At 43.2% G+C, this 26024-nt stretch carries 24 protein-coding genes; 15 read left to right on the top strand and 9 right to left on the bottom strand.

All coding sequences use genetic code 11. The features are described from left to right. The 5 genes from KCV09_RS14375 to KCV09_RS14355 all read left to right on the top strand — a co-directional run bounded on the left by KCV09_RS14375 (position 1) and on the right by KCV09_RS14355 (position 7038). Positions 1–1998 (top strand): MacB family efflux pump subunit, encoded by a 1998-nt coding sequence (locus KCV09_RS14375; protein WP_212515301.1) that lies wholly within the window; start codon positions 1–3, stop codon positions 1996–1998. Between the two features lie 44 nt (positions 1999–2042). After that, complete coding sequence (locus KCV09_RS14370; RefSeq protein ID WP_373869347.1) at positions 2043–3404, top strand: efflux transporter outer membrane subunit; 1362 nt, start codon at positions 2043–2045, stop codon at positions 3402–3404. A 412-nt stretch (positions 3405–3816) separates the two neighbouring features. Continuing rightward, entirely contained in the window at positions 3817–4812 is a 996-nt protein-coding gene (locus KCV09_RS14365; protein ID WP_212515300.1) for a formylglycine-generating enzyme family protein, read from the top strand. Positions 4813–4935: 123 nt separating this feature from the next. Next, entirely contained in the window at positions 4936–5934 is a 999-nt protein-coding gene (locus tag KCV09_RS14360; RefSeq protein ID WP_212515299.1) for a formylglycine-generating enzyme family protein, read from the top strand. A gap of 123 nt (positions 5935–6057) precedes the next feature. Further along, positions 6058–7038, top strand: coding sequence for a formylglycine-generating enzyme family protein (locus KCV09_RS14355; protein WP_151820005.1), 981 nt, complete (start codon positions 6058–6060; stop codon positions 7036–7038). Positions 7039–7079: 41 nt separating this feature from the next. Here the strand turns inward: KCV09_RS14355 and KCV09_RS14350 are convergent, their stop codons facing one another. From KCV09_RS14350 to orn, 5 genes are all read right to left on the bottom strand, one after another. Continuing rightward, complete coding sequence (locus KCV09_RS14350) at positions 7080–10016, bottom strand: hypothetical protein (protein ID WP_212515298.1); 2937 nt, start codon at positions 10014–10016, stop codon at positions 7080–7082. Positions 10017–10030: 14 nt separating this feature from the next. After that, complete coding sequence (locus KCV09_RS14345) at positions 10031–12772, bottom strand: type VI secretion system Vgr family protein (protein WP_212515297.1); 2742 nt, start codon at positions 12770–12772, stop codon at positions 10031–10033. 162 nt (positions 12773–12934) lie between these two features. After that, on the bottom strand, positions 12935–13738 hold the full coding sequence (locus tag KCV09_RS14340; protein WP_004940607.1) for an enoyl-ACP reductase FabI: 804 nt from the start codon (positions 13736–13738) through the stop codon (positions 12935–12937). Positions 13739–13885: 147 nt separating this feature from the next. Then, entirely contained in the window at positions 13886–14617 is a 732-nt protein-coding gene (locus tag KCV09_RS14335) for a Bax inhibitor-1/YccA family protein (RefSeq protein ID WP_004940611.1), read from the bottom strand. 199 nt (positions 14618–14816) lie between these two features. After that, positions 14817–15368, bottom strand: a complete 552-nt coding sequence (gene orn, locus KCV09_RS14330) for an oligoribonuclease (RefSeq protein WP_004945289.1) — start codon at positions 15366–15368, stop codon at positions 14817–14819. Between the two features lie 123 nt (positions 15369–15491). On the opposite strand from orn, the gene rsgA reads away from it, so the two are divergent. From rsgA to secB, 4 genes are all read left to right on the top strand, one after another. Next, positions 15492–16550 carry a small ribosomal subunit biogenesis GTPase RsgA gene (gene rsgA, locus KCV09_RS14325; protein ID WP_212515296.1) on the top strand — a complete coding sequence of 353 codons (1059 nt, stop codon included), beginning with the start codon at positions 15492–15494 and terminating at the stop codon, positions 16548–16550. A gap of 91 nt (positions 16551–16641) precedes the next feature. Continuing rightward, complete coding sequence (locus tag KCV09_RS14320) at positions 16642–17061, top strand: rhodanese-like domain-containing protein (RefSeq protein WP_004940620.1); 420 nt, start codon at positions 16642–16644, stop codon at positions 17059–17061. Positions 17062–17072: 11 nt separating this feature from the next. After that, positions 17073–17330, top strand: a complete 258-nt coding sequence (grxC, locus tag KCV09_RS14315) for a glutaredoxin 3 (RefSeq protein ID WP_004940623.1) — start codon at positions 17073–17075, stop codon at positions 17328–17330. Positions 17331–17359: 29 nt separating this feature from the next. Further along, positions 17360–17815 (top strand): protein-export chaperone SecB, encoded by a 456-nt coding sequence (gene secB, locus KCV09_RS14310; protein WP_004940626.1) that lies wholly within the window; start codon positions 17360–17362, stop codon positions 17813–17815. A 61-nt stretch (positions 17816–17876) separates the two neighbouring features. Here secB and cybC read toward each other — a convergent pair whose 3' ends face one another. Further along, positions 17877–18266, bottom strand: a complete 390-nt coding sequence (gene cybC, locus KCV09_RS14305) for a cytochrome b562 (RefSeq protein WP_025095784.1) — start codon at positions 18264–18266, stop codon at positions 17877–17879. 121 nt (positions 18267–18387) lie between these two features. Continuing rightward, the gene (coaBC, locus tag KCV09_RS14300; protein WP_048763332.1) at positions 18388–19644 is read right to left on the bottom strand and encodes a bifunctional phosphopantothenoylcysteine decarboxylase/phosphopantothenate--cysteine ligase CoaBC; all 1257 of its coding nucleotides are present in this window, start codon (positions 19642–19644) and stop codon (positions 18388–18390) included. Positions 19645–19753: 109 nt separating this feature from the next. Between coaBC and radC the strand changes: the two genes are divergently transcribed. Both radC and KCV09_RS14290 read left to right on the top strand, forming a co-directional pair. Beyond that, a complete protein-coding gene (gene radC / locus KCV09_RS14295; protein ID WP_004940638.1) occupies positions 19754–20467 on the top strand; it encodes a RadC family protein in 714 nt (237 codons plus the stop codon). Positions 20468–20521: 54 nt separating this feature from the next. After that, positions 20522–21433: a bestrophin family protein gene (locus tag KCV09_RS14290; RefSeq protein WP_004940641.1), complete on the top strand. Its 912-nt coding sequence runs from the start codon at positions 20522–20524 to the stop codon at positions 21431–21433. Here KCV09_RS14290 and KCV09_RS14285 read toward each other — a convergent pair. Next, positions 21430–22278 carry a PHP domain-containing protein gene (locus KCV09_RS14285; RefSeq protein WP_151815668.1) on the bottom strand — a complete coding sequence of 283 codons (849 nt, stop codon included), beginning with the start codon at positions 22276–22278 and terminating at the stop codon, positions 21430–21432. The genes KCV09_RS14290 and KCV09_RS14285 overlap by 4 nt on opposite strands. 46 nt (positions 22279–22324) lie before the next feature. Between KCV09_RS14285 and KCV09_RS14280 the strand changes: the two genes are divergently transcribed. Genes KCV09_RS14280 through mnmC form a run of 4 tightly spaced genes read left to right on the top strand, consistent with a single transcriptional unit; the run spans position 22325 to position 25650 of the window. After that, positions 22325–22939: a septation protein IspZ gene (locus KCV09_RS14280; RefSeq protein WP_004940647.1), complete on the top strand. Its 615-nt coding sequence runs from the start codon at positions 22325–22327 to the stop codon at positions 22937–22939. Positions 22940–22971: 32 nt separating this feature from the next. Next, a complete protein-coding gene (locus KCV09_RS14275; protein WP_004940649.1) occupies positions 22972–23274 on the top strand; it encodes a YciI family protein in 303 nt (100 codons plus the stop codon). 4 nt (positions 23275–23278) lie between these two features. Next, the gene (locus KCV09_RS14270) at positions 23279–23740 is read left to right on the top strand and encodes a hypothetical protein (RefSeq protein ID WP_025095782.1); all 462 of its coding nucleotides are present in this window, start codon (positions 23279–23281) and stop codon (positions 23738–23740) included. A gap of 38 nt (positions 23741–23778) precedes the next feature. Then, the gene (gene mnmC / locus KCV09_RS14265; protein WP_151815669.1) at positions 23779–25650 is read left to right on the top strand and encodes an FAD-dependent 5-carboxymethylaminomethyl-2-thiouridine(34) oxidoreductase MnmC; all 1872 of its coding nucleotides are present in this window, start codon (positions 23779–23781) and stop codon (positions 25648–25650) included. Between the two features lie 37 nt (positions 25651–25687). Here mnmC and KCV09_RS14260 read toward each other — a convergent pair whose 3' ends face one another. Next, a complete protein-coding gene (locus tag KCV09_RS14260; RefSeq protein WP_004940657.1) occupies positions 25688–26008 on the bottom strand; it encodes a rhodanese-like domain-containing protein in 321 nt (106 codons plus the stop codon). Between the last annotated feature and the right edge of the window lie 16 nt (positions 26009–26024).

Genomic DNA, 26024 nt, shown 5'->3' with positions numbered 1-26024 from the left:
ATGACCAAACAAGCTTTGCTTGAAGTCAGCAATCTGGTACGAGAGTTCCCTGCTGGCGATAGCACCATACAAATTTTAAAAAATATTGATCTGACGATTTACGAAGGCGAACTGGTGGCAATTGTCGGCCAGTCTGGTTCGGGTAAATCGACCCTCATGAATATTTTAGGCTGTTTGGATCGACCGACCAGCGGCAGCTATAAAGTGAGTGGGCAAGAAACCGGAAAACTTGAACCCGATGATCTGGCCAAGCTCCGCCGTGAATATTTCGGATTTATCTTTCAGCGTTATCATTTGCTCGGAGATTTATCTGCAGAAGGCAATGTGGAAGTTCCAGCAGTTTATGCAGGCGTTAATCCAGCCGAACGTAAACAGCGTGCAACAGCACTGTTGACCGAATTGGGACTGGGCAGTAAAACTCAGAATCGCCCAAGTCAACTGTCGGGTGGTCAACAACAACGTGTCTCGATTGCCCGTGCGCTGATGAACGGCGGCGATGTAATTTTAGCCGATGAACCTACCGGTGCTCTCGATTCGCATAGCGGTGTCGAGGTGATGCGGATTTTGCGTGAGCTCAATGCAGCAGGTCATACCGTGATTATTGTAACGCACGATATGCAAGTGGCCAAAAATGCCACCCGAATTATTGAGATCAGTGATGGCGAGATTATTGCTGACCGCGCCAATACTCCTGAGTCCGTCGCTACACAAAAAGCTGAACCAGATCCTGATGCTGCACCCGCCCTTGCGCACAAGCAAAGTAAAAGTCAAAGTGTGTCATCTTGGCGATCATTTTTAGATCGCTTGTCTGAAGCGTTTCAGATGGCGCTGATTTCGATGAATGCACACCGCATGCGAACCTTTTTAACCATGCTCGGGATTATTATCGGTATTGCATCGGTGGTCACTGTGGTGGCGCTCGGAAACGGCTCACAGAAGCAGATTCTGGAAAATATCAGCAGTTTGGGTACCAATACCATTACGGTCTTTCAAGGTCGTGGCTTTGGTGATAACTCCAAAACCGCCAACTTTAAAACGCTGGTTCCAACAGATGCCGATGCCTTGGCAACTCAACCTTATGTTACAGCAGTCTCGCCGATGGTGAGTAGCTCCAAAACTATTCGTTATCAAGAGAATGAAGCCACCGCCACCATCAATGGTGTAGGAAATGACTTTTTTGGCGTGCGTGGCTTAACCTTTAAAGATGGGCAAAGCTTCGATGCTGTCAGCGTGCGGGATCGCTCGCAAGATGTGGTGATTGATACCAATACCCAAAAGCAGTTTTTTGCAGATGGAACCAATCCGATTGGGCAAGTGATTTTACTGGGTAGCGTACCGGCTCGAATTATCGGCATTATCGAGCCGCAAAGCAGCGCAATGGGTTCAGATGATAGCCTGAACGTCTATATGCCCTATACCACTGTGATGAGCCGTATGCTGGGTCAGTCGAATGTGCGTAGCATTATCGTCCGTATTAATGATCAGTATTCCACCAGTGCTGCTGAAAATGCCATTGTGAACTTGCTTACCTTGCGACACGGTCAGCAAGATATTTTCACCATGAACAGTGACAGTATCCGTCAGACCATTGAAAAAACCACCAGCACCATGACGCTTTTGGTGTCTGCCATTGCCGTCATTTCACTGGTTGTTGGGGGAATTGGGGTTATGAATATCATGTTGGTTTCTGTGACAGAGCGAACTCAAGAAATTGGGGTACGCATGGCGGTTGGTGCGCGTCAAAGCGATATTTTGCAGCAATTTTTAATTGAAGCCATTCTGGTATGTTTAATCGGTGGTGTGCTTGGCGTATTACTGTCCTTAGGATTAGGTCAACTTATCAACAAAGTTGCCGCCGGGAATTTTGCAGTGGCGTATTCAACCACCTCGATTGTTGCGGCTTTTGTTTGCTCAACCCTGATTGGTGTGGTCTTTGGTTTCTTACCCGCCAGAAATGCTGCTCAGCTCGATCCTGTTGCGGCCTTGTCTAGAGAATAAGAGGAGCTCTCATGCCATCATCTAAACTTACTACGCTGTGTGCCATGCTCGTTGCCTCCTCGACGTTGGTCGGTTGTGCTGCAATGGTGAAAACACCCTATCATGCACCCGCTGTACAAACACCTTCGAGCTTTCAATACGACAAGACCCAAGTCGCATCAAATTATGCCAATTATGCCGACCGCTGGTGGACATTATTTGGCGATACACAGCTCAATCAACTGGTCGATCAGGTGATTGCCAAAAATACTGATTTGGCTGTGGCAGGTATTACACTTCGGCAGGCTCGATTAAAAGCTGGCTTGGCTGCAGATCAGCAAGGCCCACGCGTTAATTCAAGTGTTTCGACCAGTCAGAATATTGACGTAAACTCGGGTGATAGAAGTTCAAATGGCCTCTCGCTCAATGCCGGCGTAAGTTATGAGCTGGATTTATTTGGTAAATTGGCGCGTCAGACCGAAGCAGCCAAATGGGAAGCATTGGCCACAGCGCAAGATTTACAGGCGACTGCACAAACCCTGATTGGCACCACCACGAAGCTCTACTGGCAACTGGCTTACTTAAATGAAAGCTTAAGTACCGCACAACAAAGCTTGGCCACCTCTGAAAAACTATATAGCTTGGTGAATACCCAATACCAAGCAGGTGCTGTTTCCGGGCTGGATTTAACACAAGCCGAACAATCGGTCCAAAGTCAAAAAGCCAACTTAAGCCAGATCCAGCAAAGCTTGGTAGAAACCCGCACAGCGTTGGCTGTACTGTTACACATTTCTGTACAGCAGTTAAATATCCAAGAACCACAGCGCTTGCCTCAGGTCAATTTACCGCAAATTCAAGCGGGATTGCCGGCCAGCATTTTGTCACGACGTCCGGATTTACGTGCAGCTGAGTTGAGATTACGCGAAACCTTGGCAACTAAAGATGCTACCGTGGCCAGTTATTATCCATCGATCAGTCTAACGGGAAGTTTAGGTTCAAGCAGCACATCACTCACAGAACTGATTAAAAACCCAGTGTTGGCGCTTGGTGCGAATTTGAGTTTGCCTTTTTTGCAATATAACGACATGAAAAAGAATATTGCCATTAGTCAACTCGATTATGAAAAAGCCATTATTCAGTATCGTCAGACCTTGTATCAGGCTTTTGCCGATGTTGAAAATGCACTTTCTGCCCGTACCGAGTTGAATCAGCAAGTTCAATTTCAGCAACGAAATCTCGAACTGGCAGAGAAAGCAGAACGTCTGACCGATGTGCGCTATCGTAATGGCGCGATTGCGCTTAAAAATGTATTAGATCAGCAGCAAACAACGCGAACTGCGCGCTTAAGTTTGGTCAATACCAAACAAAGCCAATACAATGCCTATGTCACGCTCATGCAGGCATTGGGTGGCTCTCCAATTCAATAATGGATCTATAAAAAAGCCACTACGGTGGCTTACTTTTCTTGATCAAAATAATTTTCTGGATGATGATCTTTTCCTTTGAGATTTTTTCGATATTTCATAACACTCATCAGAACACGATGATCAGTTAAAAATTATTATAAAAATTCTGCTTTTTAGGAGTACCAGAACTCGGTCTTTCAAATATTTTTTCTGATAATGATAAAAAATTCCATGTGAATTGTGATAATCGAAGTGAGTTTAAGAACATATATTTCAACTATTTTAGCTACATGCTAAATATGAGTTTAATATAAAAATAGTTAAAATCTTTTTAAACTATTTATGACAATACTTCAAATTATAATCACTTAACATAAAGTTTCTTTTAAAGAGTTCATATCTTACTTAAAATTTATAAAATATGTGTAACATTATGACTTATAAAAAGATGATGAAACAAAATCTTGTAATTTTTTTATTTTCAACTCTTGCTTTAACTGCTTGTGCAAAATCGACAGAAACCTCCACTAAAGCAGCTCAGCCTTCACCCGAATTACAGCAAAAAATTCAAAAGCTCGTTGAGAAAACCCAAAAAAATATGATTTTTGTTGAGGGCGGAAGCTTTATGATGGGTGATTTTGGTCACGTCACACGTAAAGATAAATTCCCCATCACTGGCCTTTATGCAGCGATGCCTCTACATAAAGTCACCCTCGATAGTTTTAGTTTAAATGCGTATAAAACCACCTTTGATGAGTTTGATATTTATACTGAAGCGACTGGGCAGAAAAAAATTGCAATGGAAGAAATTTCCAAAAAGTTACGCGTTCCGAATGCACCCGCAGGTGTGAGCTGGCAACAAGCACACGATTACTGTCAATGGCTAGGTCAAAAAGTAGGAATACCAATGACACTGCCGACCGAAGCGCAATGGGAATATGCTGCCAGAAACCGTGGACAATATGTCATCTATCCAACGGATAATGGTGAATATGAACCGGGACGAAATGTTTGGAGTGATGAACAACGTGATCAAGTAAGTAAGTCTTATGATTTAGATGGCGTTCCAATTCCAATTTTAGGAAAATTCAATCCTACGCTACTCGGCTTTCATGATTTAGCAACCGATAGCTATGAATGGATGTCGGATTGGTTTGATCCTCAGTATTATAAACACTCACCAGAGAAAAACCCTCAAGGCCCAGCAATAGGAACACTCAAATCGGTTCGAAGTACATATCAAGTAGGTGCAGCAAAGAGCTTACAAATTGGGGGCAGTGTAACGACAATTTATAGAAGTGGTAAGGAAGCTAATCCTCAGTTTGATAAGGATGATAATTTATATCAAATTGTTAATCCTAATTTTTCTACAGCAGTCAGATGCGCATCGAACTCACCAAAACCGTTTATCTCAAATAAAAGAAGTTAAATGATATTTTATAAGCGATTAAATTTGTTCATTGATAAATACAGCTTATTATAATCATTTAATACAAATTTTCTTTTCAAGAATTCATATCCCACTTAAAATTTATGCAATATGTGTAACATTATGACTTATAAAAAAATGATGAAACAAAATCTTGTAATTTTTCTATTTTCAACTCTTGCTTTAAGTGCCTGTGCAAAATCGACAGAAACCTCCACTAAAGCAGCTCAGCCTTCACCCGAATTACAGCAAAAAATTCAAAAGCTCGTTGAGAAAACCCAAAAAAATATGATTTTTGTTGAGGGCGGAAGCTTTATGATGGGTGATTTTGGTCACGTCACACGTAAAGATAAATTCCCCATCACTGGCCTTTATGCAGCCATGCCTTTACATAAAGTTACGCTCGATAGTTTTAGTTTAAATGCGTATAAGACTACCTTTGATGACTTTGATATTTATACTGAGGCGACTGGGCAGAAAAAAATTGCAATGGAAGAAATTTCCAAAAAGTTACGCGTACCAAATGCACCCGCAGGTGTGAGCTGGCAACAAGCACACGATTACTGTCAATGGCTAGGCCAACAAGTGGGGATACCAATGACGCTGCCGACCGAAGCACAATGGGAATATGCTGCCAGAAACCGTGGAGAATATGTCATCTATCCAACAGATAATGGTGAATATGAACTGGGACGAAATGTTTGGAGTGATGAACAAAGACATGAATTTACTAAATCTATGCCCGATATTCATGGAGTAAAAGTTCCGACACTTGGTCGGTTTCCTCCGACACCTTTAGGCTTTTATGACTTAGCAACTGATAGCTATGAATGGATGTCGGATTGGTTTGATCCTCAATATTATAAACACTCACCAGAGAAAAATCCTCAAGGTCCAGCAACAGGAACACTCAAATCGGTTCGAAGTACATATCAAGTAGGCGCTGCAAAGAGCTTACAAATTGGAGGTAGTGTAACGACAATTTATAGAAGTGGTAAGGAAGCTAATCCTCAGTTTGATAAGGATGATAATTTATATCAAATTGTTAATCCTAATTTTTCTACAGCGGTCAGATGCGTATCGAACTCACCAAAACCGTTTAGCTCAAATAAAGAAAGTTAAATGATATTTTATAAGCGATTAAATTTGTTCATTGATAAATACAGCTAACTCTAATCACTTAACACAAAGTTTCTTTTCAAGAATTCATATCTCAATTAAAATTTATGCAATATGTGTAACGTTATGACTTATAAAAAGATGATGAAACAAAATCTTGTAATTTTTTTATTTTCAACTCTTGCTTTAAGTGCCTGTGCAAAATCGACAGAAACATCCACTAAAGCAGCTCAGCCTTCAGCCGAATTACAACAAAAAATTCAAAAACTCGTTGATAAAACAAAAAAGAATATGATTTTTGTTGAGGGCGGAAGCTTTATGATGGGTGATTTTGGTCACGTCACACGTAAAGATAAATTACCCATCACTGGCCTTTATGCAGCCATGCCTTTACATAAAGTCACTCTCGATAGTTTTAGTTTAAATGCGTATAAAACCACCTTTGATGACTATGATATTTATACTGAGGCGACTGGGCAGAAAAAAATTGCAATGGAAGAAATTTCCAAAAAGTTACGCGTACCAAATGCACCCGCAGGTGTGAGCTGGCAACAAGCACACGATTACTGTCAATGGCTAGGCCAACAAGTAGGAATACCAATGACACTGCCGACCGAAGCGCAATGGGAATATGCTGCCAGAAACCGTGGACAATATGTCATCTATCCAACGGATAATGGTGAGTATGAACCGGGACGAAATGTTTGGAGTGATGAACAACGTGATCAAGTAAGTAAGTCTTATGATTTAGATGGCGTTCCGATTCCAATTTTAGGAAAATTCAATCCTACGCCACTCGGCTTTTATGATTTAGCAACTGATAGCTATGAATGGATGTCGGATTGGTTTGATCCTCAATATTATAAGCATTCACCAGAAAAAAACCCTCAAGGCCCAGCGACAGGGACACTCAAATCGGTTCGAAGCACTTATCAGGAGGCTGGTGTTTTAGATCTAAAAATTGGCGGTAGTGTAACAACAATTTATAGATATGGTATGGAACCTAATCCTAAATTTGATAAGGATGACAATGCTTTCAATACTATTAACCCAAATAGTGCAACCGCTGTAAGATGCGCCTCTGACTCACCCAAACCGTTTATTTAAACTAATTAGCCATTAAAATCGATATTTAAACATGGATAGAATTAAACCATCCATGTCTGATCCCGCTTTATTTCATATTTATCTGAATCAATTTGATCGATCGGTGCAGGTGCTTGCGCTAAAAATATATCAGACTGTACTAACCCTTGAGCAAGCTGTAATTTTTTAAACTCTTGACTATCAAAATTAGCAATCATATAGTCTTTGGGGTAGGCTAAGATGCGCTCTCCACGCATCTTAATATATTCATCGATATATTTATTGCCTGAACGATAGTCTTTGGGAAAATTATGATCTTGATTGATTAATATCTTTATTTTTTTCAGGTCGGCTAGAGGCAATACTCCCCCCTTGCGTCCTAAATTTAGAAAATCTAATAACTCACTTTCATTTACTGCAATACTTTGAGTTGATATTTCACCATCAGGATGCATATGTTGAAGTGTATTGGTCCAATGGCTTACAACTGTCACGCTTTTAAATAAATTCAACACAGCTTCTTTATGTTCAGGAAAATCATATTCTTTATCTGTGCCCAATATCCACCAGCCCTCTGATTCAGATGGATCATTCATTCGAGTAAGCAATCCATGCCGCGTAATGTGATATAAAAAGCATCCTCTGCTTTCAGGACTTAAATATTTTAACCATTGACCTTTAGCATTTATTTTACGACACATTGCAATACGTTGCTCAGCCATATTCATTCTTGATTTAAAATCTAGAAATCTTAAATTTATGAGTGTTACACTTTTAATAAAATTATTATTTTTTTCGAAGGGTAACAACATACTTACTTTGTGTAATAACATGAATGTATTTTCAGTCATATAAACCAGTTTTTTAAAAGATACATAGGTCAGTTGATAAGCAATAAATTTGATCAGTTGATCTATCTTATTTAAATCAACCGTAAATTCCAATGCTCCTTTTCCACCCACACCATAACAAGCTGCTATACTCGCTTTAAATCTAAAAGCACCCTTGTCGTAATACAAACTAAAATCTGCACTTCCACCTACACCTGCACTCAAACCTAGAGTAGGAGAAATTTTTGCCAAGTCAGAAAAGTCTTTTGGCTTTTCAGGATCTAGCCACTGTAATCCACCAAAAGGAGTGATATTTGCTTGCATTCCTGCAAAAGCATTAATTCCTGCATTAAACTTATTATCCTCATTAACTTGATCATCCATACCACCTTTTTTAATATCCAATATGGCTCGCTTAGATGAATTTAGACTATTAGCCAAAGTTGCCTTAGGATCACGTCTTATACTGCTAAGCATCTGCTTACCAGAATTATTATCAATTTTGACAGCAAAAGCTGAAGATGCTGCGAACACTGCTCCAGAAAAACCATAAATTTCTGCGCCACAAATAAAACGAATTGCACCTAAAGGAACATTGTCAATTTGCATCACCCAGCCTTGTAAACTAGGATAAGCCCACAACCATTTTTTCTTTCCTTCAAGAAGTACCATTTTTGCCTGTGCATAAGCTGAGCCGCTCGCTTGAAGCCCTTTCGCTCCCCATTTCAAGGTGCCATCATAGCCTGTACTTGCAATCAATCTTAACCATTGTGCTTGAACATCCACTGTTGAAGAATCACTTGTTTTATAACTCTCAACTAACTCTGTTGCTGTAATTCCAAAAATTTTAGGATCTGGAACAAGCGTAATCGATTTTTCACCTTTGGTTTTATAAACTTCTGCATGAATACCCTCAACCGTTTTTGTAAAGTTTTCTTTAAACTTTTCACGATCAATCGTCATTAATGTATTGTCTTTATGCCCTGTTTTAGCTGTTTGGGTAGAAGCATTCCAAGGAACCTCATAATTCAGACGATATTCAAATTTGTTTAATCTATTATTTTTGTTTTTTATATGTTGACTTTCATTGGTGTATTTACGCATCGCGTTCATTTTTTGTCGACCATCAGAGGTGGTAAACATTTCAAATGCAATTACTTCACGAATATCAGCCTGATTTTTAAATTTCTGATTTAGAGTTTTTATTGCCTCATCTTGAGCGATCCCTAGATTTTTTTCAGCCTCTCGGATCTGTTCAGGTGTTTTTGCTTCAAGTGCCATTAATGTGTTTACTTTCTCACGCCGCTCATGCAACATCTTCATAGCATTCGTTAAACTACCCGAGACATCTAAAAAATCTTTAAAATCTTGAGGGCTTAATACGTAAATTTCTTTGGTAACAGGATCTACAATGATTGGAATATTTTGCTTACCAGCCAATAAAGTTGTATTTTTAATATCTGGCATAGTCACTGCAGGTGCAGTTTTAACATACTGAATCTTTAAAACTTCCTGATGTGAAAAAAAAGGCGTGATTAAATCGGTACTAACTTTAACACTACCTAAATCACCATTGTAAAATCTAAACTTTACTGCTTCATTTGAGTAATACAATTGTGTTAAACCAGCTTTTTCAGTCTTTAACCCCTTTAATTCTTTATTATTTTCTTTAATAATATTACCACGAGCATCTAACACATCATAATTTAAACGTGTTTTAAAAATACGTTTCAAGTGATCTCTCAGGTCAACTATGATATATGGTCTTAATCTTAATGTTGTAACTTTAATCTTTTTTTCTGGAACTAAGATATTTGCGTTCTTTTGATTTTTATTCTTAAAAATCTCATCTAAATTGATTTTTTTATTCTGTAAATCATTAATACTATCCAACACATTATTATTGATCAAAATATCTGAAGCTTTATGATTAAATAGTTCTGGAAAAATATAACCACCTTTTCCATTATTATGCTTTGGATTGAAAATTTTTACTTGTATAGAAGTTAAACCCATAACTTCAAATACAGCTGTTTCTCCAACTGACGATGTACTACCTTTAGATAAAATTTTACCTTGAGCTGTAATAACATATGCAGTATTGGCCAATGGTTTACTTCCATTTTCACCAAGTAATAATTTTAATTTGTATTCTGCTTTATTCGTCATAGAACTGCCTAAACTTAGTTGAGTTGACTAATGTGATATCCATCATGATCTTCATCATCAATTAAGATATTTACTTTTTGAGGTCCAGAAGTTTTGACGCTCTCAGTTTCCCCCAACCCATTCGTTTTCCCTTTTTTTACACTTCCATCCGCAAGATACATTACATAATGCTTATCTTTTAAAGGTTTACCTTGCGTATCAGTCACGCGATAAGTTAAATAACAAGGCGAATCATTAAAACTCATTTCAGGAACAGTAACTTTCTCCCCACCCTCAAATATATGCTGCCCAGCCTTCACCTCAAATTTTCCACCAGTAGTTGAAAAAACACCTGAATCATTCAGTTTAAGCTGCGAACCATTTACGGTTAAATTTATTTCTTTCGGGCTAGTGATATACACCGCCTCCTCCGTAGAAATAATCTGAATATCCTTCCGTGCAATTAAATCCGCCCCATCTCCCTGTGCCTGTAACTCGATCTTGCCCTTGCCGGCATACAGGCGGGCACCTTGCTGTGCTGCAAACAAACTAATCTTGTCACTGGCATGGGCAATCAGACTTTTTTGGGTGCTTATGTTCAGGCTGTCTCCTGCATGCTGGCTCAGTTGTCCGTCTGCACTCAGGTGGATGTCTTGGTTGCTGCTCATGGCAATGCTGCTAGGTGCACTTAAGATCATCAGCGCTTGCTTAAACGCGGCAGCCTTGTTCTGGTCTTGTTCTTCGATCTGTTCCAAGAACTGTTTGAGGTTGTCCAGTACTTCAAGCGGATCGGTCTGCTGATTTTTGGCCACTTCACTTAAGGCTTTGGCATTGTTCAGGCTGCTTTCAAGCTGCTGGCTGGCCTCTTTCGCATCTAGATGCTGGCCCTGTGCCTGCTCTTGCTTGTGGGTGCTGAGGTGTAACCCTTCGCCTGCCCGTACGGCTCCCCACTGGTCGGTGCGTAGTTCAAAACCTTCGCCTCGGCCTTCACTTTCCAGTTGTTCTTTGGGATGGCTCAGATTGCCCAGATTAAGCTGGGTTGCACCATGGCTGCTGTGGAGCTGGCTGCTGATCTGTCCTGTGGTGTCATCAAAGCGGAGCTGGTTGTAGCCACTGCCCTGAATTTCTTCGGAGCGGATGCCACTCAGGTGTCGGGTATGCGGTAACTGTCCTTTAATGTCGAATTTGGTCGGACTTCGCTGGGCTTCGTGGATGCGTCCAAGTACAAAGGGCCGGTCGATATCGCCATCAAAGTAGTCGATCACCACGATCTCGCCGATACGGGGTAAAAAGCGGGCGCCATAGCCTTCACCTGCCCATGGGGTCAGTACATCGACCCATGCCGAGTCGGTGTCGTTGTCGTTGCTGCCTGCGCCACCATCATGGCTGTGGTCTTCACTTCGGGTAAACAGGAACCGGACTTTGATGCGTCCCCATTCGTCCACATGTACCTGTTCGCCTTCTGGCCCCACCACTTTGGCGCGTTGCGGATGTGCCGGTGGGCGGTGTTGCTGCGGGTGGTACTCGGGTACGATTTTGATGTTGCGGCGGACCAAGGTCAGTTCGCTGTAGTGGCGTTGTTCGGGTACGTTGTAGTTGAACTGTTGTTGTAGTTCTTTGGGCAGGTTGTTTTGATTGCTGTAGTGTTTGCCCACAATGATCATCTGGCGCTCGTCTGCGCTGTGCTGGGCCAGTTCGGGATGGCCTTCGAGCTGAAACCAGTAGCCAACCTGTGCATCGCGTACACTTCCACGGGCGCTGAATTGTTTGCTCTGTAGGTGGTGATAGGCATTGATCTGCTGGTTGAGCTGTTCCAACTGGGGATTACCAGATGCAGTGGCTTGATCTTGTTGTTCTAGATCGGTAATCCATGCCGGGGTGATGTGCCAGGCATCTTCCAGATTCAGGCTGGCATTGTCGTGTTGCTGACTATGTTGCTGGGTGCTTTGCACACTGCCACTGCCTTCTTCTTGTTGTAAGGCATCGGCTTGCCAGCGCTGGGTATAGACCGATGTGGGTTGCAGGGACCGCTCGGCTTGTACCTGTGTCAGGGTATCGTAGGGTTCGGTGGCACTGCTGCGCTGGTAGTGTATGACTTGTCTGCTTAAGGCGGTGTAATGCTGGTTGTCGTCAATCAGACGCAGTACTTGTGCCTGTATCGGGGTATTCATCGTCGGGACGGTCAGGGCTGCTTCATCGATCAGCCAGTTGATGCCTTCGCTGCGCCACAGTCGGGTCAGGTAGTCGTAGTCGGTTTCGTTGGCCTGCATGCTAAATGGCCGGATGTCATAGTCTCGGTTTAAGCCTGAGGTATCGAGCGTCAGGCTGGCGGCAAACAGCGGGCTTTTCGTTTGCCATTCTCTAAACAGCAGCTCACTGATCTCGCGCACGCTTTTGTTCATAAACACGCGGCTGTTGCGGCGTTTGTGCCACAGTGCGGTCGGGTCTTGCAGGGTCAGGGTATAACTGGTCAGTGCACCATCGCTTTGTGCTTGGTTGGCAGCGGTGATGATACCACTGGTGCGATACAGCTGGCCGGTATCGGTCACCTGATCGACGGCAACCTGACAGCCGATAAATTGTTTGAGGGCAATCTGTGCGTGCGTGCTGAAGCACAGCAGCTCGGCAGTACTGCCGTGATTGATCTGCTGCTGTCCCTGTATGCGTTGTAAATACACCTGACTGTTCAGGGTAGAATCTGAGAAGGTCACATGCAAGGCGCGTTGCTGTGCGCCTAATCCCAAGCGTTCTAATACGCCAAATAAATTAATCGACATTGTTATTATCAGTAAAACTCATACTTATGTTGAATTTTAACCAATAGATACAGAACTGTCTATTTAGAGTTGTTAATGTTTTGCTAACGTTTTTATTTGCAACTGAATTTCAAATGTAAAAAAAATGGTGCTGAAGCACCATTTTAATTAGAAGATAAAAAATTATTCTTCATCCATAATCGCTTGGCTCATACCTACTGTGTTAAATCCAGCATCGACATACATGATTTCACCAGTAATACCCGACGCCCAAGGTGAGCAAAGGAATAACGCGGCATTGCCCACTTCTTCAATGGTCACATTACGCTTTAACGGCGATACTTTTTCATTGACATCCAGCATTTTACGGAACGATTTGATGCCTGAAGCAGCCAAAGTACGGATTGGGCCAGCAGAAATTGCGTTCACACGAATACCATCTGCGCCTAAGCTTGAAGCCAAGTAGCGTACGCCTGCTTCTAACGATGCTTTAGCAAGACCCATGACGTTATAGTTTGGCATTACGCGCTCAGAACCCTGATAACTTAAAGTCAATAAGCAACCCTGACGTGCTTGAAGCAGTGGCTTCGCAGCTCGCGCCATCGCCACAAAGCTGTAGGCACTGATGTCATGCGCAATACGAAAACCTTCACGATCGGTCACGTCAGTAAAATCACCATCTAAAGTGTGCGCAGGGGCAAAACCAATTGAGTGAACCACACCGTCCACACCGTCCCAATGTTTTGCAAGTTCTGCAAATGCATTGTCAATTTCCGCATCAACCGCAACATCACAAGGAAAAACAAGCGTTGAACCAAACTGTGCAGCAAATTCATCGACACGCTTTTTTAGTTTTTCATTTGGATAAGTAAACGCAAGCTCTGCGCCTTCACGATGGAGTGCCTGTGCAATACCGTAGGCAATAGATAACTTACTTGCAACACCTGCAATTAAAAAACGTTTACCTGTTAATAATCCTTGTGCCATTAGGTTTCTCACTGTATTAAATTTAGAAGCATAATGCCAAGCTTCACAACTTTTCGAAATTGCATAATGCATCTTTTTTTGATTTGCATAAAAAAATCGTACCCCTCACGGCGTACGACTTTTGATTTGAACAACTTGAGTTTTGGATTAGTCGTTCGATAACAGACCAATCAGACGCAAGAACGAGATATACATCCACACCAGCGTCGAGAGTAAGGCAATTCCGCACAACCATTCAAATGATTGCGGTGCGCGTTGTGCTGCAGCAGATTCGATCAGGTCAAAATCCAAAATCAGATTCAATGAGGCAATCACAGCCACAAATGCCGCAAAGCCAATGCCCAACCAATTGCTTTCAAAAATATAAGGTACACTAGATGCAAAAGCCAAACTCATGACCATTTGCACGACAAACACAATGGCAATCGCAATGGTTGCAGAAAGCACCACTGATTTAAACTTCTCGGTTGCACGGATAATCTGGAAGCGATACAAGCCGAACATCACCAAGGTGGTGACAAATGTAGCAAGTAGCGCTTGTAACGGCGCACCCGGAAATTTGGCCTGAAAAATAAAGGAAATACCACCTAAAAATGCACCTTCAAATAGTGCATAAGGAACCGCCAGCTTTGGTGCTGTATGCGCTTTAAACGTTGCAATCAGGCCTAAAATCAGGCCACCAATTGCACCCACCAGCATTGCAGCGTAAGCCATTCCTGCATTGGCGGTAAAAGCGCAATAAAAGAACAACGCTAAACCAGTAATGGCAGCCACCAAGGTCAGACCCACCGATTTTTGTACTGCGCCCGCTACAGTCATCGGTTGCTGAAAATCACTATATGTTTCAACGCGGGTTAATATAGGATTATTACTTTGCATCTTGATCTCTTTGTTATAATTCACTGGGAATACAACTCTATAGTAAAACAAAACCCTGTAAAACCAATTGGTTCCATTCTACTTTTTGTAACAATATGAATATATTCGTAAGACTTTGACCCCACCCGCGACAATAAAAAACCGCAGCCCAAAATTAAGCTACGGTGATACCTATTGCGCAGTTATTGCAACATGCAACTTAGTTTTTAATGAAAAAATATTCACGGTAGTAGCGCAGTTCTGCAATCGAATCACGGATATCATCCATCGCCAAGTGCGATGCATTTTTCTTTAATCCGCTCATAATTTCTGGACGCCAGCGCTTAGAGAGTTCCTTAATCGTCGACACATCCAAGTTACGATAATGAAAGTATTGTTCGAGTTCCGGCATCAGTCGATGCATAAAGCGACGATCTTGGCAGATCGAGTTGCCACACATCGGTGAAATTTTCGGATTCACCCATTTCTTTAAAAACTCAAGGGTTTGCTGCTCGGCATCATGTGCGGTCAATTTGCTGCGGCGCACACGTTCAATCAGTCCAGACTGACCGTGCTGACGAGTATTCCATTCGTCCATCGCATTTAATATACGATCGGGTTGATGAATTGCCAAAACCGGACCTTCTGCAAGAATATTCAAATTGTCATCGGTAATAATGGTGGCAATTTCAATAATCTGATCGTTATCTGTGTCCAAACCTGTCATTTCAAGGTCAATCCAGATTAACCGCGTATCCAGTGTGCTGCTCATATCTACCAAATCTAAATGCGAGAAAACACGAATAGTAGCAAATTAATCGTCGCTACGCTGTAACTCGATGGTCAGTTCATGCTATTTTTGCGACCTCGGTAAATGGGTTTTTTTAGGATATGAATGGCTCTAATTCGTAAACGTCGCTTGACTGAACAGCAGCAACGCCGGATCAAGAAACAACAGCAAACACGCCAAGATGATGTAGACACGTCCAGTGATTTAGAAGGACTGGTGGTACAGCATTATGGTCGTCAACTCGAAGTTCAGGCCTTGTCGACACCCGATCCACATCCTGAGCGACCTGAAGTTGCAGATGGCGAACCTGAGCCTTTTTGGAAGCCTATTGAACTGGGCAGCATTTGGCGATGCCATACCCGTACCAATTTAGAAATGCTGGTGACTGGGGATCGGGTAAAATGGCAAGCCGACCCAAACACGGGACTTGGGATTATTACCGCGATTCAACCACGACGTTCTTTACTGACTCGTCCAGATCGCTATCACAAGGTGAAACCTGTTGCAGCCAACATCAGTTTAATTGTGATTGTCTTTGCAGTATTGCCTGAACCAGCACCGACACTGATTGATCGCTATTTGGTGGCCTGTGCCGATGCCGATATTCCAGCTTTACTGGTGCTTAACAAGTCGGATTTGTTAACCGAACAAGATCCAATTCTGAATATGCTCGAAGAATATCAAGCACTGGGCTATGAAACATTGGTGTGTCATGCCAAAGGCGACCTGCACAGCTTGCAACAGCGTCTAGACAACGAAACAGTTGCCTTTGTGGGGCAATCTGGTGTAGGTAAAAGTTCACTGATCAATGCCATCATTCCAGATGCGGAGCAAAAAACCAATATCATTTCTGAAAACTCGGCACTGGGTCAGCACACCACCACCTCAACCCGACTGATTCGGTTTGGTGAAAATGGCGCATTGATTGACTCACCGGGAATTCGCGAATTTGGACTCTGGCATCTGGATGCCGAAAAAATACGCCATGGTTTTCCAGAAATCGATCAGCGTTTGGGACAATGCCAATTTCGAAATTGTACCCACACGCATGAAAAGCATTGTGGCTTGAAAGTGGCCATCGAAAACGGTGAAATTCTGCCGCGCCGACTGGACAGCTATTTGCGATTGCTGGATGAAATTCAGGAAGCGCAACAAAAAAGTTAATTTTTCTAAATATTGCTCTTGAACTGGTGATTTTGATCACCAAGTATATGAGCTATACTCTTCGTCAATTTTGAGTTTAATTAGGTGGCTTGTGGAACGTTGGTTGGAGTTTATGGGGAATCACCCCTTTTTATTTGGAACACTTGCAGTTCTGGCTGTGTTGTTTTTTATTTTTGAAGGACAACGTAACGGACGCAAAATCTCCCCACAATCGCTTGGTATTTTGATCAAAGCCAAAAATGCGCAATTGATCGACCTACGTGATGCCAAAGACTTTCGTGAAGGTCACATCAGCGGAAGCCGTAACATTCCGTACAGCCAAATCGCCAGCCATGTAGACGAGCTTAAAGCAAGTGATCGTCCACTGGTGTTCATTTGTAACCTTGGTCAAGTTGCCGGTAGTGCGCTGCAAAAAATCGGACACGCTGACAGTTACCGTCTCGACGGCGGTATTAGCAACTGGAAAGGTCAAGGTTTGCCACTGGTTAAAGCAAAGACGACTAAAGCTTAAGGAGCAATTTCATGACTGCAAATGTTACGATTTATTCAACTACAGTATGTCCGTACTGCATTCGTGCAAAACAACTGCTTGAGCGCAAAGGCATTGAGTACAAAGAAATTAATTTGTCAAATGAAGCACCAGATGTGCGCATCGAACTGATGCAGCGTACCAATCATCGTACCGTGCCTCAAATTTTTATCAAAGATCAGTTTATTGGCGGTTTTGATCAACTTTATGCCTTAGAGCGTGAAGGCAAACTCGACGAGCTACTGGCTTAATTTCGCTTTAAATTGTTAAGGAAAAAAGAATGAGTGAAGAACAACAAACTCAACCGCAACTTGCTTTAGAACGTCTTTATACCAAAGACATTTCGTTTGAAGTCCCAGGACCGCAAGTCTTTACAAAACAATGGCAACCAGAGTTGAACATCAATTTGTCGTCTGCGGCAGAAAAAATTGATCCAACGCATTTTGAAGTGTCATTAAAAGCGGTTGTTCAAGCAAATAACGAAGGCGAGACGGCATTTATTGTTGACGTGACTCAATCTGGTATTTTCTTAATTGACAATATCGAAGAAGACCGTCTTCCGTACATTTTAGGCGCGTACTGCCCAAACATTTTGTTCCCGTTCTTACGTGAAGCAGTCAACGATATGGTCACCAAAGGCAGTTTCCCACAATTGCTTTTGACACCAATCAACTTTGATGCAGAATTTGAAGCCAATCTTCAACGTGCTCAAACGCAAGTTGAAGGCCAAGCTTAAGTTGCATTGAGCATAAAAAAAGCGACCTGTATGGTCGCTTTTTTTACATGTAAAATTGCAATTATTTGAATTTTTTGTGATTGCTGTTACGAATATCGATCAATTTTTTTCCTTCAATTTTGGCCTGATCCAGCTTACCCGCCTTCACCAAAAGATTGGTTTTATCAATTTCGGCAACCAGTTGATCCAAGCCCGCGTGATACCCCATCACCTCTGGACTATTGTCTGGTTTATTGGCCAGCTTTGGTGGCTTAGATTTTTTCGAATCTAGCGCAGCCATTTTCATTTTACTTAATGCCATTTCTGCGTCTTTGGCATTACTTGCTTTTGAAAAGTCAGAATACGACGTTGCAATGCTGATCATGTTGTTTTGAAGGCTGGCTGCCATAGTCAGGTGGCTCACGCTCAAACAGCTTGCAAGTAACAGGCTTCCTATTAGTTTCTTGTTCATACACTCAGTCCATTTTACAGAGATTATCTCCCTCTTAAAAATATACAGTTTAGAGAAAAACATAAAGCGCCTTTTGTAGGAGCTTTATATTTAAAAACTTAAAACTTGATCAGCCGCAAAACTAAACTTTACGGCGCAGTGCATCAGAAATGGCTTCAACCAGTTGCTGCGCAATTTCCTGCTTAGACGCTTTTTCTAGCTCTCGCTTTTTCAGGTGATAACGCTCGGCAAAAAACACCATCATGGCATTTTCATCCGATGCAAATCCGATATCTTTGCGTGACACATCGTTGCAGGCAATCATGTCCAGATTTTTAGCCACCAACTTACCAGCCGCATAAGCTTCCACGTTTTGTGTTTCTGCCGCAAAGCCCACCATAAATGGCCGCTCTGCTTGTTGTGCAACGGTGGCCACAATATCCGGGTTCTTGATAAGTCGCACCTCAAGTTCATCGCCCGATTTTTTAATCTTTTGCTCAGCCACTTGTGCAACGCGATAATCGGCGACAGCCGCAGTGGCAATAAAAATATCGCAACCTTGTTTGAGAGTATTCAAGCTTTCATCGAGCATTTGCACCGCAGATGCTACATTGATGCGCTGTACACCATTAGGTGTATCCAGACTCACCGGCCCGGCAATCAAGGTTACTTTAGCACCCGCAGCATAGCAGGCTGCTGCCAATGCAAAGCCCATTTTTCCAGTACTATGATTTGAAATATAGCGCACGGGATCAATCGCTTCACGGGTTGGACCAGCAGTAATCACGACATGCTGTCCGGCCAGCAAACCAAATTTTTCTGCAATCGCACGTTGAGCTTTATGGAAGTACTCTCGCACCTGATAAGCAAGTTGCTCCGGCTCAGGCATACGCCCCAAGCCTACGTCGCCACAGGCTTGCGCGCCTGCATCTGGCATAATAACGTGTACACCGTCTTCGACCAGCGTTTGTAAATTACGCTGGGTGGCTTTGGCCGCCCACATTTGCTGGTTCATTGCTGGTGCAACCCATACCGGTGCTTTAGTGGCTAAATACAGCGTGCTGAGTAAATCATCGGCCAAGCCCTGTGCAAATTTGGCAATCGTGTCGCAACTGGCGGGAGCAACCAGCACCAGATCTGCCCAGCGTGCAAGTTCGATGTGTCCCATACCCGCTTCGGCTTCGGTGTCGAGCAATTCTGTATGGACAGGATAACCAGACAAAGCCTGAAAGGTTAAGGGTGTGATAAAGGCTTGTGCGCCATGTGTCATGACCACACGGACATTAAATCCATAATCTTTTAATCGGCGTACCAAAATGGCACTTTTGTAGGCCGCAATACCGCCTGTTACAGCTAAAATAATGTTTTTATTTGGAATGACACTTAAATCAAAGCTCACGAACAGCATACCTTTCTGTTGCAGTGGCGCTCACAATAGCATTAAATAGACCTAGACCCAAGTCATTGTAATTTCGAAATCAGAACTATAACGTACATCTTCAATCAGAATGCAACAGTCTATTAAATTTTGGCCCAAGCACGAACAACCCCGAGAACGGTTACTGCATACTGGGCCTGCAAGCTTATCAGATGCCGAACTGCTGGCCATCTTCTTACGTACAGGCTCCAAGCAGCACTCGGCAGTTGAGCTGGCGCGCAACATGATTCAACATTTTGGCGGCCTGAATCCAGTCTTTGATGCCTCCTTAGAAGAACTTTCCGGCTTTCATGGAGTGGGTGCAACCAAATATGCGCACTTAATGGCGGTAAAAGAACTCGGACGGCGCTATCTCGAACATTATTTTCATCAAGATGCCTTAAGTTTATCTTCCTCCGAACAGGTACTGGATTATTTACGTTATGAACTGTTGGGAGAAAAACAGGAAATTTTTGCCGTGCTGTGTCTCGACAACGAATTAAGAAAGCTGCATTTTAAAAAACTCTTTTTTGGCTCTTTAAATAGCTGCGAGATCTCGATTAATCAAACGTTACGTTATGCGATACAACAACACGCATCACATCTTGTGATTGCGCACAATCATCCCTTCGGGCACGCACTACCCTCCGAGGCCGACACGACGCTTACTCAACGCTTGCTTCAGGCCTGTGAACTGGTCGACATCCAGTTAATCGATCATTTTATTATTGCAAAAAACGGCTGTTTTTCATTTGCAGAACATGGCTTACTTCATGTACAAAAAAATCAATCGCCCAGATATTGACAAAGCCGCACCGACTGGTGAAGATCATGCTCAAAAAAGCTGTGAACGTCTCGCATGATTGTCCGTGATCAAACCAATATTTTTCGCCTACTCTTTTCTTGGCGAGGAACCATTTTACCCAAAATTCTTCCACCGCTTGGGATTTTGATGCTGATCTCGGCTGTGATTGGCGGCATTCAGTATACCCAGATTTTTAATTTTCCCCAGTTACCGTTGGTCGGCTTTACCCTTATTGGTGTGGTGCTGTCGATTTTCTTGGGGTTTAAAAACAGTGCATGTTATGACCGTTGGTGGGAGGCACGTAAATTATGGGGGTCATTGATTGCAAATGCGCGTCACTTTGATCGTGACTGTAGAATTTTACCGCAAGGACGACGTGAACGGATCATTCAGCATGTAATTGTATTTGCCAACGTTTTACGTGATCGTCTACGTCACCAAACGGCTAATCCGACTGAGCTGACCGAAACCAGTGGCTTGAGCCAGCAAGCACTCACTCAGTTGTATCAACAGGTGAATGCACCGCAATACACCTTAAGCCTTATTCACTGGGAGTTAATGCAAGCACTGAAAGAAGGCGAAATTAGCGATATTATTTATACCCAGATGAATCGGTATGTGGCCGAATTCAGTCTGGTACAAACCGGATGTGACCGTATTGCCAACACGCCTATTCCCTTTGCCTACTCTGTTTTGCTTAACCGAACCGTATACTTTTTCTGTTGTATGTTGCCCTTTAGTTTAGGCTCGACCCTTGGTTTGGCTACCCCGATCTTGGTGGGCATTCTGACCTATACTTTTTTGGGCCTTGATGCTTTAAGTACTGAAATTGAAGAGCCTTTTGGCACGCAAAGTAACGACTTACCTTTAGATTCGATGGTGCGCATGATCGAAATTGAGCTATTGAGCACCTTGGGTAAACCGACGCCTCCACCGATTCAAGCGCAAGATAACAACTTGCTTTAGAAGCTTTCCCAAATGCCGGTCTGCCGAGGATTAGGCTGTGGCGTATTGCCCAGTTTAATCCATGGCATATTGTCGCCATGAAAATCACTGCCAATCGATACCTTTAAATCAAATTGTGCAATCAAACGATCGACCATCTGGCGCGTAGAGAGTGGGTCAATACTGGGTGGTAGCTCAACTGCATCGCCACCCAACGAGGCAAAATACTCAATTAAGTAGCGAATATTGGTAGACGACAGATCGTAGCGAGTCGGATGTGCCAATACAGCATAACCTTTGCTTTCATGAATAATACGAATCGTCTCGGGCAGCGCTAAACCGTCAAATTTGACATAGGCCCGTTTGCCTTCTTTTAAAAAGCGGTCAAATGCCTGCTGCGGACGACTCACAATTCCTTTTTCAATCAGGGTTTTGGCAATATGGGTTCGGGTAATACGGTCAGGGACATGCTCTACCTTGGCCAGTACATCCGGATAAATATCAAATCCGATACAGCCTTCTAACAACTGACAAATTTGCTTGGCACGCGTCGCCCGAATATTTTTTTGTATCACTAATGCATCTTGTAGGGGCTTTGGATTTTGCATATTCAGCGCCACAATATGTACGCCATAAGCTTTTTTGGTATTGGGACGAGACCACTGACTCGAAACCTCCACACCAGAAATAATATGAATATCATGATCTTGGGCGATTTTTCGCGCAGTTTCCAGCCCATCCATCGTGTCATGATCGGTCAGTGCTAAGGTATGAATACCGCACGCGACAGCAGATTCGACCAAAGCCTGAGGCGATAAGGTCCCATCAGAAATATTGCTGTGCGTATGTAAATCTATGCCGTGCATCTTCTATACTATGCCATTCGTTATGATCTGGTTTAGATACTCTAACATGAAAGCACTTTTAGACTTTGTGCCCCTCATTATTTTCTTTTATTTATATAAGACTGTCGATCCGGCCGATACCCAGCATCCGTTATTGAAACTGATTGGTTCGGCTGGTGGTGTAGACAATAACAATATTTTGGTTGCGACCACGGGTCTCATTATCTCGATGTTGATTGTATACGGCGGGCTGTTCATTTCACAAAAATTTCGTCTTGAAAAACAACAATGGATTGTGTTGTTTATGACCGTAATTTTTGGTGGCATTACCTTGATGCTCAGCGATGACTTCTATATTCGTCTCAAAGCCGTCATTCTTAACCTGGTGTTTGCAGGTGCCTTTTTACTGTCGCCATTTTTTAGTAAAGATAAAACACCGCTGATTCAACGTTTGTTTGGCCCTATTTTTGAATTATCAGCCAAAGGCTGGAAAAATCTAAACTTTGCATGGGCTGCCATGTTTGTGGTGATGTCATTACTGCATTTCTTCTTTGCATTTGTATTTATGCATGGAAAATATTGGGGTGAATTTACCGCATTTGGTGACATGATCGTGATGTTTTCATTTATCATTATCCAGTTTGTTGTATTACGTAAATTTTTCAAGACACCAGATGCCTAAGCTTCTGAAAATTCTTACAAAAGGATATCCTTATGCCTTTATTTGTGGTGACCTGTACAGATAACGAAGGGACGCTAGAAAAACGTTTAGCGACGCGTCCACAGCATCTCGAACGTTTACAAAAACTCGATGACGAAGGCAGACTGATTGTCGCGGGTGCCATGCCTAAAGAAGCAGGCAATCCGCAGGCTGGCTTTTACGGCAGCACCATTATTGTTGATTTTGACAGTCGTGAAGCGTTGGATGCTTGGTTAAAAGAAGAACCATTCTGGATTGAAGGCGTGTATGGGCACATCGATGTCAAACCCTTTAATAAAGCCTTTCCAAAAGAGTAATTCCATGTCTCACACGCTGAAAACGCTGATCGGCTTATCTTTGCTGTGCTCAAGTGTTTGGGCTGTTGAACCAACGCCTGCACCCGCTCAACCTAGCACATCTGCTGCTACAACTGCGACGGCTCCAGCAACTGCTAGTGTGGCAAATGCAGCCAATACTGCATTAAAACCGCTTACCGCCGAGCAAATTGCCAAACTCAAAGCTGAGCAAGATGCCAAAATTAAAGCGCTGGTTAAAGATCAGGCTGGTCGTTTAAAACAGCTTGAGCAAGCCAATCTGGATGCTCTGACTCAAAACCAAGAATTGCAGCTTAAAAACGACAATCTTATGGTGCAGGTTCAGGTATTGCAAAGTGAACGCAGTGCCCAAATGTTTTTGTATGGCGCCGCCACGATTGCGGTCGGGGTAATTCTAGGCTTTCTGATTGCAGGTTATGTCTACACCAAGCGTCGCCGTCAATGGTAAACTCAACCCTCTATTCACCCGAATAAAAGGATCTGTGCGTGTCAGCGAGCATCCAAACCGCAACGTTAGATTGGCATTGTGTAGACGGAATTGATGTTCCGGTCTCAAAGCAGTTTGGAGATGTGTATTTCTCCAAAGACAATGGATTGCTCGAAACACGTCATGTTTTTTTAAATGGTAATGATCTGCCTACACGTTTGGCAGCCTTAGCACCATTTGAGTACTTTTGTGTAGGCGAAACAGGATTTGGAACAGGCCTGAATATCTTAGCGCTCTGGCAACTCTGGCAACAGGTACGTCCCGATAACCAGAGTCACTTACATGCCATCAGCGTGGAGAAATTTCCGCTCAGTAAAACCGATCTGTGCCGCGCACTTCGTGCATGGCCCGAGCTTAAACCGCTTGCAGATGCACTGATCGAGCAATATCCTCTCCCGATTGCCGGGTGTCATCGCTTAAATTTTCCAAACGAGCGCTTTAGTCTCGATCTTTGGCTCGGTGATGCTCACGATGTATTTCCATGCATCGTCAAAACGCAGGCGGTTCATGCGTGGTTCCTCGATGGTTTTGCGCCTTCCTGCAATCCTGAACTTTGGGAAACTCAGGTTTTAAGCCAAATGATTCGGCTTTCTCAGCCCGGCACCACTTTTGCGTCATTTAGTGTGGCTGGTGTGCTCAAACGTGGCCTCAGAGAGCACGGTATTCAAATCAGCCGACCACGAGGTTTTGGGCATAAACGGGAAATGCTAAAAGGCATTTGGCCCGATGCTGAAGAACACTTAAGGAAATCCACCTCTTCAGGCCAGCAACACTTTGCCGTTATTGGGGCCGGAATTGCAGGTTTAAATTGTGCATGGGCTTTGGCGCAGCGCGGTCATCAGGTGACGATCTTTGAGCAGGCACATCCTTTATCAGGCGCATCTGGTAATCCATTGGCGTTACTCAATCCTAAGCTGTGCCCGATTACACAAAGTCCAGATCATTTGATGCTGGTGTGCTGGCAATATGCGATGCGCTTTTATCAGCGTTTTAGTGCGTTTCGTGCCCTTGAGGTCAATCAGATTGCACTCAAAGAGCCTGAGCAATTGCTGGCGCTGGCAACACAATATCCCGAGCAGCTTCTACAGCCTCAGCCTGCTGAATCCTCACCAGTTCAAACGCCTTTTGATGCCCTCACCTTAACGCAAGCCGGTGCAATTCGGCCGCATCAGTTTTGTGAGGAAGTTCTAGCACATTCCAATATTCATTTGCAGATAGCCCAGATTGATCAAATTCAGGAAGATGCAGATCATGTGCGTATCATGGCGCAGCAACAGGAGCTATTCCGTGCCTCGGCCGTGATTGTATGTGCTGCACGGCACAGTGCCGTATTGTTTGAGCATTATCCACAGCTTAAGCCAATTCGCGGACAAATCAGCTGGGTGGATACCGCAGCGCATCCATTGCCTTTTGAGCAGGCATATAGTTATGGCGGCTACTGCATGCAACTGGATGAGACACATTTGATTCTGGGCGCATCATTTTTGCCACAGCGTGAAGATGATGAGATCAACGAAGAAGACCATGTGCATAACTTTAATTTAATCCACAGCGTCTTCCCAGAATATGCACAAGGATTGCCGCCAGTGAGTACATGGTCAGGTCGTGCCGGAGTGCGGGCACAATCTCCAGATTATTTTCCTTTGGCTGGTGCACCAACTGCACAATCTAGGCTATATACGCTTGCAGGACTGGGTTCAAAAGGGTTTATGTTTTCCCCACTCTGTAGCGAAATACTTGCCGCACAGATTCTAAAAGAAAGTTGCCCTGTGCCAGAGAGTTTGTTCAAACGCTTGAATCCACAACGCTTTAAAAAGAAAGTTGCAATCAAGCAAAGAACTGAGCACCCTAAACCTGAAACACACTCATAAAATTTCAGTTTAAAAAAAGCGCCCGAAGGCGCTTTTTTTAGGCTGTGTGCCCTTGATCCAAAGGCATTCCGGCAGCCTTGGCTGCGCGAGTACCACCCATTAAGATCACGTATTCACGCGAGTTATCAAGCTCTTCAAGCTTTTCAGCAGCGCGCGGGGCTTTACTACCACCACCACATAAAATATAAATCGGCTGATCCGTTGGCACCTGAGTTAAACTTTCTGCACCTAAATCACCGATCGGTCGATTTTTAGCACCTTTAACATGCCCTTCAGCATAAGAACTCGCATCACGGACATCCCAGATAATGGCATCTTCTGGGAACTCAAATGTCGTAATTTCTTGTTTACGGATCATTGCGCACTCCTTTGAT

Source organism: Acinetobacter soli (assembly GCF_018139125.1).
Classification (GTDB): Bacteria; Pseudomonadota; Gammaproteobacteria; order Pseudomonadales; family Moraxellaceae; genus Acinetobacter; species Acinetobacter soli.
The sequence above is the reverse complement of the archived record's forward strand: the minus strand, read 5'-3'. Positions and strand labels throughout refer to the sequence as shown.

Coding starts and splice junctions, on each gene's coding strand:
- KCV09_RS14375 (WP_212515301.1), top strand. CDS start 1: ATGACCAAACAAGCTTTGCTTGAAGTCAGCAATCTGGTACGAGAGTTC.
- KCV09_RS14370 (WP_373869347.1), top strand. CDS start 2,043: ATGCTCGTTGCCTCCTCGACGTTGGTCGGTTGTGCTGCAATGGTGAAA.
- KCV09_RS14365 (WP_212515300.1), top strand. CDS start 3,817: ATGACTTATAAAAAGATGATGAAACAAAATCTTGTAATTTTTTTATTT.
- KCV09_RS14360 (WP_212515299.1), top strand. CDS start 4,936: ATGACTTATAAAAAAATGATGAAACAAAATCTTGTAATTTTTCTATTT.
- KCV09_RS14355 (WP_151820005.1), top strand. CDS start 6,058: ATGACTTATAAAAAGATGATGAAACAAAATCTTGTAATTTTTTTATTT.
- KCV09_RS14350 (WP_212515298.1), bottom strand. CDS start 10,016: ATGACGAATAAAGCAGAATACAAATTAAAATTATTACTTGGTGAAAAT.
- KCV09_RS14345 (WP_212515297.1), bottom strand. CDS start 12,772: ATGTCGATTAATTTATTTGGCGTATTAGAACGCTTGGGATTAGGCGCA.
- KCV09_RS14340 (WP_004940607.1), bottom strand. CDS start 13,738: ATGGCACAAGGATTATTAACAGGTAAACGTTTTTTAATTGCAGGTGTT.
- KCV09_RS14335 (WP_004940611.1), bottom strand. CDS start 14,617: ATGCAAAGTAATAATCCTATATTAACCCGCGTTGAAACATATAGTGAT.
- orn (WP_004945289.1), bottom strand. CDS start 15,368: ATGAGCAGCACACTGGATACGCGGTTAATCTGGATTGACCTTGAAATG.
- rsgA (WP_212515296.1), top strand. CDS start 15,492: ATGGCTCTAATTCGTAAACGTCGCTTGACTGAACAGCAGCAACGCCGG.
- grxC (WP_004940623.1), top strand. CDS start 17,073: ATGACTGCAAATGTTACGATTTATTCAACTACAGTATGTCCGTACTGC.
- secB (WP_004940626.1), top strand. CDS start 17,360: ATGAGTGAAGAACAACAAACTCAACCGCAACTTGCTTTAGAACGTCTT.
- cybC (WP_025095784.1), bottom strand. CDS start 18,266: ATGAACAAGAAACTAATAGGAAGCCTGTTACTTGCAAGCTGTTTGAGC.
- radC (WP_004940638.1), top strand. CDS start 19,754: ATGCAACAGTCTATTAAATTTTGGCCCAAGCACGAACAACCCCGAGAA.
- KCV09_RS14290 (WP_004940641.1), top strand. CDS start 20,522: ATGATTGTCCGTGATCAAACCAATATTTTTCGCCTACTCTTTTCTTGG.
- KCV09_RS14285 (WP_151815668.1), bottom strand. CDS start 22,278: ATGCACGGCATAGATTTACATACGCACAGCAATATTTCTGATGGGACC.
- KCV09_RS14280 (WP_004940647.1), top strand. CDS start 22,325: ATGAAAGCACTTTTAGACTTTGTGCCCCTCATTATTTTCTTTTATTTA.
- KCV09_RS14275 (WP_004940649.1), top strand. CDS start 22,972: ATGCCTTTATTTGTGGTGACCTGTACAGATAACGAAGGGACGCTAGAA.
- KCV09_RS14270 (WP_025095782.1), top strand. CDS start 23,279: ATGTCTCACACGCTGAAAACGCTGATCGGCTTATCTTTGCTGTGCTCA.
- KCV09_RS14260 (WP_004940657.1), bottom strand. CDS start 26,008: ATGATCCGTAAACAAGAAATTACGACATTTGAGTTCCCAGAAGATGCC.